Origin of the sequence: Kitasatospora putterlickiae, from assembly GCF_039527695.1 — a bacterium.
GTDB lineage: Bacteria > Actinomycetota > Actinomycetes > Streptomycetales > Streptomycetaceae > Kitasatospora > Kitasatospora putterlickiae.
Map to the genome: position 1 here is coordinate 532 of NZ_BAAAKJ010000149.1, position 14,256 is coordinate 14,787.

12 protein-coding genes are annotated in these 14,256 nt (G+C 72.8%); 1 reads left to right on the top strand and 11 read right to left on the bottom strand.

Features of this window, described 5'->3' with window-relative positions:
- Positions 1-19: 19 nt before the first annotated feature.
- The 6 genes from ABD308_RS15545 to ABD308_RS15570 form a co-directional block, all read right to left on the bottom strand.
- Entirely contained in the window at positions 20-898 is an 879-nt protein-coding gene (locus ABD308_RS15545; RefSeq protein WP_344333929.1) for an ABC transporter permease, read from the bottom strand.
- Entirely contained in the window at positions 895-3,723 is a 2,829-nt protein-coding gene (locus ABD308_RS15550; protein WP_344333931.1) for an alpha/beta fold hydrolase, read from the bottom strand. Before ABD308_RS15550 ends, ABD308_RS15545 begins: the two co-directional genes overlap by 4 nt.
- Before the next feature lie 69 nt (positions 3,724-3,792).
- On the bottom strand, positions 3,793-4,254 hold the full coding sequence (locus ABD308_RS15555; RefSeq protein WP_344333933.1) for a GNAT family N-acetyltransferase: 462 nt from the start codon (positions 4,252-4,254) through the stop codon (positions 3,793-3,795).
- Between the two features lie 11 nt (positions 4,255-4,265).
- Complete coding sequence (locus tag ABD308_RS15560; protein ID WP_344333935.1) at positions 4,266-5,204, bottom strand: RluA family pseudouridine synthase; 939 nt, start codon at positions 5,202-5,204, stop codon at positions 4,266-4,268.
- Between the two features lie 59 nt (positions 5,205-5,263).
- On the bottom strand, positions 5,264-6,019 hold the full coding sequence (gene lspA / locus ABD308_RS15565; RefSeq protein WP_344333969.1) for a signal peptidase II: 756 nt from the start codon (positions 6,017-6,019) through the stop codon (positions 5,264-5,266).
- 86 nt (positions 6,020-6,105) lie between these two features.
- Positions 6,106-6,618, bottom strand: a complete 513-nt coding sequence (locus tag ABD308_RS15570; protein ID WP_344333937.1) for a TraR/DksA family transcriptional regulator — start codon at positions 6,616-6,618, stop codon at positions 6,106-6,108.
- Between the two features lie 585 nt (positions 6,619-7,203).
- On the opposite strand from ABD308_RS15570, the gene ileS reads away from it, so the two are divergent.
- Positions 7,204-10,335 carry an isoleucine--tRNA ligase gene (gene ileS, locus ABD308_RS15575; protein ID WP_344333939.1) on the top strand — a complete coding sequence of 1,044 codons (3,132 nt, stop codon included), beginning with the start codon at positions 7,204-7,206 and terminating at the stop codon, positions 10,333-10,335.
- Positions 10,336-10,475: 140 nt separating this feature from the next.
- On the opposite strand, the gene ABD308_RS15580 is transcribed toward ileS, so the two are convergent.
- From ABD308_RS15580 to ABD308_RS15600, 5 genes are all read right to left on the bottom strand, one after another.
- Complete coding sequence (locus tag ABD308_RS15580; protein WP_344333941.1) at positions 10,476-11,822, bottom strand: DivIVA domain-containing protein; 1,347 nt, start codon at positions 11,820-11,822, stop codon at positions 10,476-10,478.
- Between the two features lie 59 nt (positions 11,823-11,881).
- Positions 11,882-12,163, bottom strand: coding sequence for a YggT family protein (locus ABD308_RS15585; RefSeq protein ID WP_030301231.1), 282 nt, complete (start codon positions 12,161-12,163; stop codon positions 11,882-11,884).
- A gap of 92 nt (positions 12,164-12,255) precedes the next feature.
- Positions 12,256-12,858 carry a cell division protein SepF gene (locus ABD308_RS15590; protein WP_344333946.1) on the bottom strand — a complete coding sequence of 201 codons (603 nt, stop codon included), beginning with the start codon at positions 12,856-12,858 and terminating at the stop codon, positions 12,256-12,258.
- 228 nt (positions 12,859-13,086) lie between these two features.
- Positions 13,087-13,893, bottom strand: coding sequence for a YggS family pyridoxal phosphate-dependent enzyme (locus ABD308_RS15595; protein ID WP_344333948.1), 807 nt, complete (start codon positions 13,891-13,893; stop codon positions 13,087-13,089).
- Positions 13,894-13,903: 10 nt separating this feature from the next.
- Positions 13,904-14,256: laccase domain-containing protein (locus ABD308_RS15600; protein ID WP_344333950.1), on the bottom strand; the 353-nt coding region annotated here is incomplete at its 5' end.

Below are 14,256 nucleotides of genomic sequence, written 5' to 3' on the forward strand. Positions count from 1 at the left end.
GGGACCGTCGCAGGAGCCGCTACGACACCACGTCCTTGCGGGTGAACCCCCGGAAGGCCAGCGCCAGCAGCACCACCGCGTAGGACAGCGACAGCGAGACGCCCTGCACCATCCCGCCCCACTCCATCCGCGGCTGCAGGGCGTCCGCCCACGCGTACTGCCAGTGCGCCGGCAGCCAGGCCCGCAGGTCCCCGAGCGCCGTGATCGCGTCCAGCACCCCGGTGATGATCGAGGCGAACACCGCCCCGCCGACCGCCCCCAGCGGCGCGTCCGTGGCGGTGGAGAGCCAGAACGCCATCGCGGCGATCACGATCTCGCTCAGGAACACGAACACCACCGCGACCCCCAGCCGGGGCAGCGCCTCCCCGGCGGTCAGACTGGCCCCGGTGGGCAGCTTCAGGTCCCCCCAGCCGTACGCCATCGTGCCGACCAGCAGCCCGACCAGCGGCAGCAGCGTCACCGCCGCCGCCGAGAACAGCAGCCCCACCAGGAACTTGCGCACCAGCAGCCGCGCCCTCGGCACCGGCGCCGCCAGCAGGTAGCGCAGCGAGGACCAGCTGGCCTCCGAGGCGACCGTGTCGCCGCAGAACAGCGCGACCGGGATGACCAGCATGAAGCCGGTGCCCATGAAGAGCATGGTCACCGCGAAGTTCGGCCCGGACGCGGTGGCCAGCTCGATGAAGCTGGTCCGGTCGGCCCGCCCGGGGGTGCCCGCGACCGCGAACGCCGCCAGCACCAGCAGCGGCATCGCGGCCAGCACCCCGCCGATCACCATCGTCCGGCGCCGCCGCAGCTGGCGGACCACCTCGACCCGGAACGGCAGCGTCCGCCCGGCCCGGTAGCCGGCCGCGTGGTCCGGCGCGACCTCGGCCGACACCTCAGCACCCACGGCGCTCACGCCGCACCTCCGATCAGCGACAGGAACGCGTCCTCCAGCCGGCGCTGCGGCCCGGCCGACTCCACCGGAACCCCGAGCCGCACCAGCTCGGCGAGCAGCTGGCTGCCCGCCATGCCGTCGAGCCGGACGAGCAGCCCGCGCTCCACCGCCTCGGCCGACCCGACCCCGTCCAGCGCGGCCACCTTGTCGGCCGCCGCGGCCAGGTCCGCCGGCCCGAACGAGGCGTCGGTGCCGATCAGCAGCTGCGCGCCCGCGCCGACGATCTCGGAGACCGCGCCGGTGGTGACCAGCCGGCCCCGGTCCATCACCACCAGGTCGGTGCAGCTCTGCTCGACCTCGGACAGCAGGTGGCTGGAGACGATGACGGTCCGTCCGGCCGCCGCGTACCGGATCATCACCTCGCGCATCTCCCGGATCTGCGGCGGGTCCAGCCCGTTGGTCGGCTCGTCGAGGATCAGCAGGTCCGGCAGCCCGAGCATGGCCTGGGCGATCGCCAGCCGCTGCCGCATGCCCTGCGAGTAGGTGCGCACCGCCCGGTCCAGCGCCTCGCCCAGCCCGGCGATGGCCAGCGCCTCCTCCAGGTGCGCGTCCGCCTCCGGACGGCCGGTGGCCTGCCAGTACAGCCGCAGGTTGGCCCGTCCGGTGAGGTGCGGCAGGAAGCCCGCGCCCTCGACGAAGGCGCCGACCCGGGAGAGCACCGGCGCGCCGGGCCGCACCCGGTGGCCGAAGATCCGGATCTCGCCGGCGTCCGGCCGGATCAGGCCCATCAGCATCCGCAGCGTGGTGGTCTTGCCCGCGCCGTTGGGCCCGAGCAGGCCGAGCACCTGGCCCTGCTCCACCCGGAAGCCCAGGTCGCGGACGGCGTACCGGTCGGCGGCGCCCTTGTAGCGCTTGCTCAGGCCGGTGATCTGCAGCGGCACCCCGGCGAGCGCGGGGTCGTACGCCGGTCCGTGCGCCCGGCGCGCGGACCGGGCCGCGCGAAGCCGTGGCACCAGCACCAGCGCGGCGGCCAGCGCGAGCGCCACCAGCGGCAGCACCCAGGTCCGGGAGGGCAGCGGCGCCGCCTCGGTCTCCAGCTCGTCCACGGTCGGCAGGGTCACCGGTCCGGTGACGGCGACCCGGTAGGTGGCGGGTTCGACGGGCGAGGCGTACGCGAGGTCGGTCGAGGCGAGCACCAGCCGCAGCCGGTGCCCGGCGTCGAAGGTGTGGTCGACGGTGGGCAGCGCCACCGTGACGGTCCTGCCCTCGGGCGCGTCCGCGCCGGTGACGCGCAGCGGAGCGGACAGCTGCTGCGGCAGGCTCTGCTTGCCGTCCGGGGCGACGTCGTACAGCTTGGCGAAGAGCACCGCGTCCGGCCGGTCGGCCCGCACCCGGACCGACACGGTCGGCTGACCGGTCAGGTGCACCGAGCCGTCCAGCGGCGCCGACTCGAAGACGGCGAACTGCCCGGGGAAGTCCAGCGACAGCCCGGCGCCCAGGGTGGCCGCCTGGCTGAGCGCGCCGCCGAAGCCCGGCAGCGCGGAGATGTTGGGCGGCGCCCCGCCGGCCGGGTTGGCGAAGGCCTGCTCGGGCTCGCCGGTGGGGGCCTTGAGGTCGAACCGCCGCGCGCCGGTGCCGCCGAGGCCCGGGTAGGCGTCCGCGCTCGCTCCGCGCAGCACCGTCTGGAAGCCCGTCGAGTCGACCCCGCCGGTCCGGGTCACCCGGAACGCCGCGCCGGTGTCGCCGCCGTCGCCCTTCGGGCCGTCACTCTTCAGGAAGCGGTCGAACCAGTCGACCATCCGGGCGTCCACCCGGTCACTGGTGTCGGTCCCGCCGTCGTGCCCGCCGGCGAACCAGTCCACCGCCACCGGCGCGCCGTTGGCGGCCACCGCGCGGGCGATCGCGTCGCCCTGGTCGAGCGGGAACAGCGAGTCCTGCTGCCCCTGGATCACCAGCGTGGGCGCCTTCAGCCGCTCGGCGACCGAGGACGGGCTGGAGCGGTCGAGCAGCGCGACGGCCTCCGGGTCGGCCCGGCCGGAGGTCGCCACCCGGTCGTACATCCGGCACAGCTCGTCCAGGAACCGGCCGCAGCCGACCTGCCCGCCGCCCTGCTCGGGCGCCAGGGCCGGCCGCGCCGCGCCGCCGGAGGGACCGAGTTCGCCGACCGAGCCGGTGGTGAAGAAGATCCCGGCCCACAGCCGCTTGAACACCCCGTCGATCGCGCCCGAGCCGCGCACCCCCTGCGGGAACAGCGCGTCGGCCAGGTTCCACCAGGTGATCGCGCTGGCCACGGCGTCGATCCGGCTGTCGTACGCCGAGCCGAGCAGCGCCACCGCGCCGCCGTAGGAGGCGCCGGTGATCCCCACCCGGGGGTCGCCGGGGCCGTCCAGCCGCACCTCGGGGCGCTGCGCCAGCCAGTCGACCAGGTGCTTGACGTCCTCGACCTCGCGGTCCGGCGCGTTCAGCCCGATCCGCCCGCCGGAGCGCCCGAAGCCGCGCGCCGACCAGGTCAGCACCGCGTACCCCTGCCGGGCGAGCTCCTGGGCGCGCTCGCGCTCGCCCTCCTTGGAGCCGCCGAAGCCGTGCCCGAGCAGGACGGCCGGCCGAGGGCTGTCGCCGGTGGTGAAGAAGGACGTGTCCAGCTGGACGACCTGCGTGCTGCCGGGGGTCTCGGGCATCGCGAGGAAACGGTCCTCCTGCCGGACGGACCGCTCACCGCCTGCCGCGACGGCCACCGTCGTGCCGACCCCGGCGACGGCCACCAGGGCCACCGCCCCGGCCACCAGTCTCCGTCCGGCGGCCGTCCCACGGCCTCGCCAACGCCGCCACGCCCCACCGAGCTCCATGGCGGTGATCGTAGCCGCCCCCGGAGTAGGCGTCCGATAAAACCACCGGCGCCCGGCGGCCCCGGGGCCCTACAGCACCCGGGTCATCGTCCGGTGCGGGATGCCGGCGTCGTCGTACACCGGCCCCTCGGCCGCGTACCCCAGCCGCTCGTAGAACCCGAGCGCCTGGACCTGGGCGTGCAGCTCCACCTCGCGCGCCCCGCGCGCCAGCCCAGCGGCCTCGACCGCCCGCACCAGCTCCGCGCCGAGCCCGGTCCCCCGGGCCGCCTTCAGCACCGCGAGCCGCCCGAGCAGCACCCGCCCCTCGATCCCGCCGGTGATCCTCAGCGCCTGCTCCCCGAAGATCAGCCGCGCGGTCCCGACCGGCTCACCGTCCGGGCCGAACGCCAGCAGGTGTTCCGAGGTGGGGTCGAGGTCGTCCCACTCCTCCTCCTCGGCGATCCCCTGCTCGACGATGAAGACGTCCCGCCGGACGCCGTGCACCAGCGCGAGGTCGGCCTCGTCCCGGGCCGCCCGGATCGTCCCGGCCATCCGCGTTCCCCTCAGCTCTCGGACGCGATGATGTCCAGCGCCTTGCGCAGGTCGGCCGGGTACTCGCTGGCGAACTGCACCCACTCGCCGTCCGCCGGGTGCTCGAAGCCGAGCGACACCGCGTGCAGCCACTGCCGGGTCAGGCCCAGCCGCTTGGCGAGCGTCGGGTCGGCCCCGTAGGTGAGGTCGCCGACGCAGGGGTGGCGCAGCGCGGACATGTGGACGCGGATCTGGTGGGTGCGGCCGGTCTCCAGCTTGATGTCCAGCAGCGAGGCGGCCCGGTAGGCCTCGATGAGGTCGTAGTGGGTGACCGACGGCTTGCCGTCACGGGTGACGGCCCACTTCCAGTCGGAGCTGGGGTGCCGCCCGATCGGCGCGTCGACGGTACCGCTCAGCGGGTCCGGGTGGCCCTGGACCAGGGTGTGGTACTTCTTCTCGGTGATCCGGTCGTGGAACTGCCGCTTGAGGTCGGTGTAGGCGCGCTCCGACTTGGCCACCACCATCAGCCCGGAGGTGCCGACGTCCAGCCGGTGCACGATGCCCTGGCGCTCGGCGGCGCCCGAGGTGGAGATCCGGTAGCCGGCCGCGGCCAGCCCGCCGATCACGGTGGGGCCGGTCCAGCCGGGGCTGGGGTGCGCGGCGACGCCGACCGGCTTGTCGACGAGCACGATGTCCTCGTCGTCGTGGACGATGCGCATGCCGTCGACGGGCTCGGCGACGATCCGCACCGGCGCGGCCGGCGCCGGGATCTCAACCTCCAGCCAGGAGCCGGCGGTGACCCGGTCCGACTTGCCGGCGGCGGCGCCGTCGAGCGTCACCTTCCCGTCGGCGGCCAGCTCGGCGGCCTTGGTCCGGGAGAAGCCGAACATCCGGGCCAGGGCGGCGTCGAGGCGTTCGCCCTCCAGGCCGTCGGGAACGGGGAGGCTGCGGATCTGCGCTGCGGTACTCACCCGTACGAGTATGCCGGACGCGCGCCGCCCCGCCGGACGCTCCCGGGACCGCGCGGGGGCTACTCGGCCTGGCCGGCCTGCTCGCCCTTCTCCGGCTGCTCGTGCACGGTGCCGTCCGGGTTGCTGCCGCGGAAGGAGAGCAGGACGACCAGGATGCCGCCGCAGACGATCGCCGAGTCGGCGAGGTTGAAGACCGCGAAGTGCTGGACGGAGATGAAGTCCACCACGTGCCCGCGGAAGACGCCGGGCGAGCGGAACAACCGGTCGGTGAGGTTGCCGAGCGCCCCGCCGAGCAGCAGGCCGAGCGCGATCGCCCAGGGCAGGCTGTACAGCCGCCGGGCGATCCGCCAGATCACCACGATGACGGCCGAGGCGATCATGGTGAAGAGGACGGTGAGCGCCTGCCCCATGCCGAAGGCGGCGCCGGAGTTGCGGATCACCTGGAAGGTCACCACGTCGCCGATCACCTCGATCGCCGCGTGGTTCTCCAGCCGGGCCACGACCAGCAGCTTGCTGCCCAGGTCGATCAGGAAGGCGAGCAGCGCGACGATCAGCAGCACACCGATCCGCCGGGGCCCCTTCGGCTCCTCGGCGGGCGCCGGGTCCGCAGCCGGCCCCTCGGTCCGGGCGGGGGTCTCCGGCCGAGTGGCGGCCTCCGGCCGGGCGACGGGCTCCTCCCCGTCGGCCGGGACGGCCCCGGCCGCGACGTCCGCGAGCGTCGGGACGGATTCGTCCCGGGTCTGGGGGGAACCTTGCGTGCTGATGATCCGCTCCGCTGCCGTGACGTGGGGGCCGAGGCCGGTGGGAAACCCGATCCGCCGAGGGATCGGGCGACGTTACGGGGTCGAGCCTACGTCAAGCCCGACCCCCCGCGTCCTACCGGGCCGGTCGCCCGGAGGCGTCAGCGACGTTCCTGCTTCGCCTTGCACTGGACGCACAGCGTCGCGCGAGGGAAGGCCTGCATCCGCGCCTTGCCGATGGCCTGGCCGCAGGACTCGCAGGTGCCGAAGCCGACGCCCTCCAGCCGGGCCAGCGCGTGCTCGGTCTGGGCGAGGCTGTCGCGGGCGTTGTTGGCCAGCGCCAGCTCGCTCTCCCGCGAGATGTTCTTCGTACCGGCGTCCACCTGGTCGTCGCCGGCCCCGTCGTTGGAGTCCCGCATCAGGCCGGTGATGGCGGCCTCGGCCGCGCCGATCTCGTGCTGCAGCCGGTCGATGTCGCTGAGCAGCTCGGCGTGCAGCTCGTGCACCTCCTCGGAGGTCCACGGGTCCTCGCCGGCCCGGACCGGCAGCTCGGCCGGGTCGACCGACTCGGCGCCGCCGGCGGACCGGGCGGTGGCCCCGGCCGGGGTACGGGTGCGGCCCGGGGCCACGAGGGTGGTGTCGGTGGTGTTCTTGCGCCGTGCGGTAGTGGTCACGGTCCCCTCCCCTGGGTCGCCTGCCACGGCCTTGCGTGCCCGCTTGGTGGCGGTACCCGCGCCGGTTGCCTTCTCAGCCATGGCTTCGACCCCATCTACGAACGAATCGAGCCGCCGGTTCCCGGCGGCCTCCAGTGCCGGAACGATAATCCCGATCAAAAACGGTCACAACATGACATACCGGCGCCTCACAATGATCCCACCCGGGCAGGCGTCACGGGCACCACGCCCGGCACGCCGAACAGAGTTGTGCCCCAGGCCCGGGCGCGCCGAAACCGACTTGCGACGGCCGATACACTGGGCCTGCAAGGCGCAGATGGGGACGAGTACCGCAGTACGCAGCCACCAGCGACCCGGGGACGGTGCGAGCCCGGGGGTGTGCACCGCGCGAAGATCACCCCGGAGCCGCCGGAAGAACGGTCCGCGACCCCGCCCGTCGCGCCGGCCCAGTAAACCCGGCCGCAAGCCCAAACAAGAGGGCCGCACGCAGGACCGCGGCCAAGGAGGGTGGTACCGCGGGACGGCTCGCCGTCTCGTCCCTCCGTCGGATCCCGTCCACGCATCCGCCGGAGGTAGACGCCCGCGATGGCCACCACCTACAACCCCGTCCCCGCGCAGGTAGACCTGCCCGCGCTCGAACACCGGATCCTCTCCTTCTGGCAGGACAACAAGGTGTTCCAGCGCAGCCTGGCCCAGTCCGAGGGCCGCCCGGAGTGGGTCTTCTACGAGGGCCCGCCGACCGCCAACGGCATGCCCGGCGCCCACCACATCGAGGCCCGCGTCTTCAAGGACGTCTTCCCCCGCTACCGGACGATGAAGGGCTACCACGTCGCCCGCAAGGCCGGCTGGGACTGTCACGGCCTGCCGGTCGAGCTGGCCGTCGAGAAGGAGCTGGGCTTCTCCGGCAAGCAGGACATCGAGAACTACGGCATCGCCGAGTTCAACGCCAAGTGCCGCGAGTCGGTGACCCGCCACACCGACGCCTTCACCGAGCTCACCACCCGGATGGGCTACTGGGTCGACCTCGACGAGGCCTACCGCACCATGGACCCGTCCTACGTGCAGTCCGTCTGGTGGTCGCTCAAGCAGATCTTCGACAAGGGCCTGCTGGTCCAGGACCACCGGGTCGCCCCCTGGTGCCCGCGCTGCGGCACCGGCCTCTCGGACCACGAGCTGGCCCAGGGCTACGAGACCGTCGTCGACCCCTCGGTCTTCGTCCGCTTCCCGCTGACCAGCGGCCCGCTGGCCGGCCGGGCCGCCCTGCTGGTGTGGACCACCACCCCGTGGACCCTGGTCTCCAACACCGCCGCCGCCGTGCACCCCGAGGTCACCTACGTGGTGGCCACCGACGGCACCGAGCGGCTGGTGGTCGCCGAGCCGCTGCTGGCCAAGGCCCTCGGCGAGGGCTGGGAGCCGACCGGCGAGTCCTTCACCGGCGCCGAGATGGAGCGCTGGGCCTACCGCCGCCCGTTCGACCTGGTCGAGATCGAGAACGCGCACTACGTCCTCAACGCCGAGTACGTCACCACCGAGGACGGCACCGGCATCGTCCACCAGTCGCCCGCCTTCGGCGCCGACGACCTCGCGACCTGCCGCAAGTACGGCCTGCCGGTGGTCAACCCGGTGCTGGCCGACGGCACCTTCGCCCCCGAGGTCCCGCTGGTCGGCGGCCAGTTCTTCAAGAAGGCCGACGAGGCCCTGGTCAAGGACCTCCAGGCGCGCGACCTGCTCTTCCGCCACGTGCCGTACGAGCACAGCTACCCGCACTGCTGGCGCTGCCACACCGCGCTGCTCTACTACGCGCAGCCGTCCTGGTACATCCGCACCACCGCGGTCAAGGACGCCCTGATCCGGGAGAACGAGGCCACCAACTGGTTCCCCGAGAACGTCAAGCACGGCCGCTTCGGCGACTGGCTGAACAACAACATCGACTGGGCGCTCAGCCGCAACCGCTACTGGGGCACCCCGCTGCCGATCTGGCGCTGCGAGGAGGGCCACCTCACCTGCGTCGGCTCGCTGGCCGAGCTCACCGAGCTGACCGGCACCGACCAGAGCGGCCTGGACCCGCACCGCCCGTACATCGACGAGGTCGTCTTCGACTGCCGCGACTGCGGCGGCACCGCCACCCGGGTGCCCGAGGTCATCGACGCCTGGTACGACTCGGGCTCGATGCCCTTCGCCCAGTACGGCTACCCGTACCAGAACAAGGAGCTGTTCGAGCGGCGCTACCCGGCGCAGTTCATCTCCGAGGCGATCGACCAGACCCGCGGCTGGTTCTACACCCTGATGGCCGTCGGCACCCTGGTGTTCGACAGGAACAGCTACGAGAACGTCGTCTGCCTGGGCCACATCCTGGCCGAGGACGGCCGCAAGATGTCCAAGCACCTGGGCAACATCCTGCAGCCGATCCCGCTGATGGACCAGCACGGCGCCGACGCCGTCCGCTGGTTCATGGCGGCCGGCGGCTCGCCCTGGTCGGCCCGCCGGGTCGGCCACGGGACGATCCAGGAGGTGGTCCGCAAGACCCTCCTCACCTACTGGAACACCGTCGCCTTCCAGGCCCTCTACGCCCGCACCTGCGGCTGGGCCCCCTCCGCGAGCGACCCGGCCCCGGCCGACCGCCCGCAGCTGGACCGCTGGGTGCTCTCCGAGCTGAACACCCTGGTCCGCGAGGTCGACGCGGCCTTCGAGGCGTACGACACCCAGCGCGCCGGCAAGCTGCTCTCCGGCTTCGTCGACGACCTCTCCAACTGGTACGTGCGCCGCGGCCGCCGCCGCTTCTGGCAGGGCGACGCCGCCGCGCTCGCCACCCTGCACGAGGCGCTGGAGACCGTCACCCGGCTGATGGCCCCGCTCACCCCGTTCATCACCGAGCAGGTCTGGCAGGACCTGGTCGTCCCGGTCGCCCCGGACGCCCCGGCCTCGGTCCACCTGGCCGAATGGCCGGAGGCGGACGAGTCGCTGGTCGACGCCGACCTCTCCCGGCACATGGCGCTGGTCCGCCGCCTGGTCGAACTGGGCCGGGCCACCCGCGCCGAGTCCGGGGTGAAGACCCGTCAGCCGCTGTCCCGGGCGCTGGTCGCCGCCCAGGGCTGGGACGAGCTGCCCGCCGACCTGCGCGCGCAGATCGCCGAGGAGCTCAACGTCTCCGCCCTGGAGTCGCTCGCCGAGGTCGGTGCCTCACTGGTCGACACCACCGCCAAGGCCAACTTCCGCGCGCTGGGCAAGCGCTTCGGCAAGGGCGTGCAGGACGTCGCCAAGGCGGTCGCCGCCGCGGACGCCGCCAGGCTCGCCGCCGAACTGCGGTCCGGGGGCACCACCTCCGTCGAGCTGAACGGCGAGACCGTCGCCCTCTCCCCCGATGAGGTGATCATCACGGAGACTCCTCGCGAGGGCTGGGCCGTCGCCAACGAGTCCGGCGCCACCGTCGCCCTCGACCTGGCGATCACCCCCGAGCTCAAGCGCCTGGGCGTCGCCCGCGACGCCATCCGCCAGATCCAGGAGGCCCGCAAGAACTCCGGCCTGGACGTCGCCGACCGCATCGTCCTGCGCTGGCGGGCCACCAGCGACGAGACCGCGGAGGCCATCGCCGAGCACGGCGCCCTGGTCGCCGAGGAGGTGCTCGCCACCGACTTCGCCGCCGGCGCCGCCGACTGGCAGTCCGACACCTTCTCCGACGACTCCCTCGGCCTCGCCTTCCAGCTCCGCAAGGCCTGACCGGATCCGCAAAGGGCCGCCGTCACCTCTCCCGAGGTGGCGGCGGTCCTTGCTCTTCCCCCCGCGCCCGCTCAACGCGGAAGCGCCCCCTGTCCGACCCCGAAGGGTCGGACAGGGGGCGCTTCGCCAAGCGGTGACCGCTAGTTGTCGCCGTCCTCGTCGATCAGGAAGCCCCGCATCGGCGCCGGAGCCTGCTGCATCGGCTGCGGCGGCTGCGGACGCACGGCCGCCATCGGCTGGGTCATCCCGGCCGGCTGCATCTGCGGCGCACCCGAGTTGCCACCCGAGGCCTGCCCGCCGAAGCCCTGCCCGCCCGAGTTCCCGCCGAAGGAGCCCTGCCCGCCGAAGGAGGGCTGGTTCCCGCCGAACGACGGCTGGCTGCCGCCGAAGCTCGGCGACGGGCTGCTCATCGCGCTCGCACCGGCCGGAGCCATCGACGACGCGGCCGGCGGCAGCGACGCGGTGGCCGGGATCCGCGGCGGGGCGAGCGAGTCGTCCGCCTGCGACTCCAGCTGGCGCAGCTGGGTCTCCAGGTAGGACTTCAGGCGCGTCCGGTACTCACGCTCGAACGCCCGCAGGTCCTCGACCTTGCGCTCCAGCGTGGCGCGGGCGGACTCCAGCGAGCCCATCGCGACCCGGTGCTTCTCCTGGGCGTCCCGCTCCAGGGCGTCGGCCTTGGCACGGGCGTCCCGCTCCAGACCCTCGGCGCGGCTGCGGGCCTCGCCGACGATCTTGTTGGCCTCGGAACGCGCCTCGGAGATCGCCTGGTCGGCGGTCTGCTGAGCGAGCGCCAGCACCCGGGCGGCGCTGTCGCCGCCGGGGCCCTGCTGCTGCATCGGGGCGCCCATCTGCTGCATCTGCTGCGGGCCGCCCATGGGGCCGCCCATCTGCTGCATCTGCTGCTGGCCCATGCCCTGGCCCATGGGGTTGCCCATGCCCTGCGGGCCGCCGGGGCCGCCCATCGGCTGCAGCATCTGACCACCCATCGGCTGGACCAGCTGCTGCTGGCCACCCATGGTCTGGCCCATCTGCTGCTGCTGCGGACCACCGGGGCCGCCCATCGGGCCGCCCTGACCAGCGGGAAGCTGCGGGGCACCGGACGGCAGGCCGAGCGGCTGGTTGCCCATCTGCTGCTGCGGGCCGGGGCCCATCTGCTGCTGCTGCGGACCGCCCGGGCCCATCTGCTGCTGCGGGCCACCGGGGCCGCCCTGCTGGCCGGGGACCGGCGGGCCGGATATGGCGGCCGGCACCGGGGCGCCGGGTCGGGCGTCCTGCGGCGGCTCCTTGCGCATGTTGGCCTGGTTCTGCGCGGCGGCCCGGGTCGCGGCGGCCAGCTTGGCCCGCAGGTCCTCGTTCTCGCGGAGGAGACGGGTCAGCTCCGCCTCGACCTCGTCGAGGAAGGCATCGACCTCGTCCTCGTCATAGCCTTCGCGCAGGCGGACGGTCGTGAACTGCTTGTTCCGAACGTCCTCGGGGGTCAATGGCATCTCTTCACCTCAACGTGATCGTCGGCACACCGGCATCCTGTCGCATCGCTCACCTACGACTAGGGCCGCACAAGCGAGATCAGGACATACACAATGATCATCAGTACGAAGAAGGACAGGTCGAGCGCCACGCCCCCGAGACGCAGCGGCGGAATGAACCGCCGCAGAAGCTTGAGCGGCGGATCCGTGACAGTGTACGTGGCCTCCAGGACCAGAACCATGGCCTTGCCCGGCCGCCACGAACGCGCGAACTGGAACACCCAGTCCATCACCAACCGCACGAGCAGGAACACCAGGAAGACGGTCAGTGCGTAGTAGAGCACCGCCCACACGATCTCCATCGCGCTTCCCTCTCCCCTGTTCTCGGCCCTGAGGCCGCTCTCCTGTCGCTAACTCACTGTCGATCAGATCCACACGTAAAGTCGTGGCCGGGTCAGCTCTGGTTGAAGAACCCACCCTCGGCGATCCGAGCCTTGTCCTCCGCCGTGACATCGACGTTAGCAGGCGACAGGAGGAAGACCTTCTGTGTCACGCGCTCGATACTGCCGTGCAGACCGAAGACGAGTCCAGCGGCGAAGTCTACGAGCCGCTTCGCGTCGGTGTCGTCCATCTCCGTGAGATTCATGATCACGGGGGTGCCGCCACGGAACTGTTCGCCGATGGTACGGGCCTCGTTGTAGGTCCTCGGGTGCAGCGTAGTGATGCGGTAGGGCTCTCGTTCGTTCACGACCTTGGGCATGATCACCGGGGCGCTCTTCTCCAGGTTGTGGCGGCGGTCGGGTGTGATGGACGACACTGGGGCCATCCTCGGGGTCTCCTGGCGGATCGGGACGGCGGCGGGCACCGGCTGCGGGGTGATCGAGGAGACGGGCGCGGGCGCCGGCGCGGCCGGCCGCGGGATGTCCTCGGTGCGCCCGGTCCGGATCGGCTCGGGGTCCGCGTCGTAGTCGTCGTCGGGGTCGTACCCCTGACCGTCGTACGTCTCGTCCTCCACGAGGCCGAGGTAGACCGCCATCTTGCGCATCGCGCCGGCCATGCTCCTGTCTCCTCCGCTTGTGGTGGACCGGCTCCGTCCCGGCGGCCGGGCCGTACGGCCCCTGCCTGCGGATTCCGCGGTCCGCCCACGACGCTTCGTCAGGCCGACGGCCAATCAAAGTTCGTGGATGAGGGCCGCGGAGCTGCGATCCACGGTTGGCTAGCGCTCAGATAAGCTGCTAGCTTCTGTCCTATTTTGTCCTGCAGTCTGATCTACTACCCGGTGACGTTACCCGAGGGGTGACCGCACTCCGAGTACCGCCGTTCCGACGCGCACATGTGTCGCTCCGGCGGCAATGGCCTGCTCAAGGTCACCGCTCATCCCTGCCGACACCATGGTGGCAGCCGGATGGGCGGTCCGTACGGCGGTTGCGATTTCCGCCAGCCGATCGAAGGCGGCGGCCGGGTCCCCGGCCAGCGGTCCGGAGAGCGGAGCGACCGTCATCACACCGTCCAGGCGCAGCCCGGGCGTGTCGGCGATCGCGTCGGTCAGTTCCGCGACGTCCGCCGGGGCGACGCCGGCCCGGTGCCCGCCCTCCCCGTGCTCCTTGTCCAGCGCGATCTGGACCAGGCAGCCGAGGTCGGCGCGCTCGGCCTTGCGCACCGCCGCGCCGAGCGACTCCACCAGCCGCGGCCGGTCCACCGAGTGCACGTGGTCGGCGTAGCGGACGACCGAACGGACCTTGTTGGTCTGCAGCTGGCCGACGAAGTGCCAGGCGAGAGGAAGGTTTCTGCACTGCTCCGCCTTGGGCGCGGCGTCCTGGTCACGGTTCTCCGCGACGTCGGTGACGCCCAGGCCGGCCAGCAGCGCGGTGTCCTCGGCCGGGTAGGTCTTGGTGACCACGATCAGCCGGACCTCGTCGCGCGCCCGCCCGGCGGCGGCGCAGGCGTCGGCGATCCGGCGCTCGACGACCTCCAGGTTGGTGCCCAGTTCCTCGTAGCGGGCGCGCTGGCCCTCCGTCAGCGCGTCCAGCCAGCCCTTGTCCGGAAACCGATCGGAGCCGCTCGGGAACGGTCCGTAGATGTCGTTCGTCATCACTTCGTCATCACTGTTCGGAGCCCAACCAGACGTAGCTCGCGAGCCGGCCCGTGCGCTGCTCGCGACGGTAGGAGTAGTGGTCGGCGGATTCGAGGGTGCAGACCGGCGACCGCGTCAGAGCGGTGACGCCCGCGGCGGCCAGCTGGGCCGCGACGCCCTCCGGCACGTCCAGCGCCGGGGTTCCCCAGGAGGTCTCCGCGTACGCGGCGGGCACCCGCTCGGCGACCTCGGCGCGCAACGGCGCGGGCACCTCGTAGCAGCGGCCGCAGACCGCGGGGCCGGTGGCGGCGGTGATCCGCCCGGGTTCGGCGCCGAGTTCCACCATCGCCCGGACCGCCGCCGGGACCACCCCGGCGGCGA

What these genes read in the sequence shown, in the direction of transcription:
- ABD308_RS15550 (WP_344333931.1), bottom strand. Translation starts at nt 3,723, where the DNA reads ATGGAGCTCGGTGGGGCGTGGCGGCGTTGGCGAGGCCGTGGGACGGCC.
- ABD308_RS15555 (WP_344333933.1), bottom strand. Translation starts at nt 4,254, where the DNA reads ATGGCCGGGACGATCCGGGCGGCCCGGGACGAGGCCGACCTCGCGCTG.
- ileS (WP_344333939.1), top strand. Translation starts at nt 7,204, where the DNA reads ATGGCCACCACCTACAACCCCGTCCCCGCGCAGGTAGACCTGCCCGCG.
- ABD308_RS15580 (WP_344333941.1), bottom strand. Translation starts at nt 11,822, where the DNA reads ATGCCATTGACCCCCGAGGACGTTCGGAACAAGCAGTTCACGACCGTC.
- ABD308_RS15585 (WP_030301231.1), bottom strand. Translation starts at nt 12,163, where the DNA reads ATGGAGATCGTGTGGGCGGTGCTCTACTACGCACTGACCGTCTTCCTG.
- ABD308_RS15590 (WP_344333946.1), bottom strand. Translation starts at nt 12,858, where the DNA reads ATGGCCGGCGCGATGCGCAAGATGGCGGTCTACCTCGGCCTCGTGGAG.
- ABD308_RS15595 (WP_344333948.1), bottom strand. Translation starts at nt 13,893, where the DNA reads ATGACGAACGACATCTACGGACCGTTCCCGAGCGGCTCCGATCGGTTT.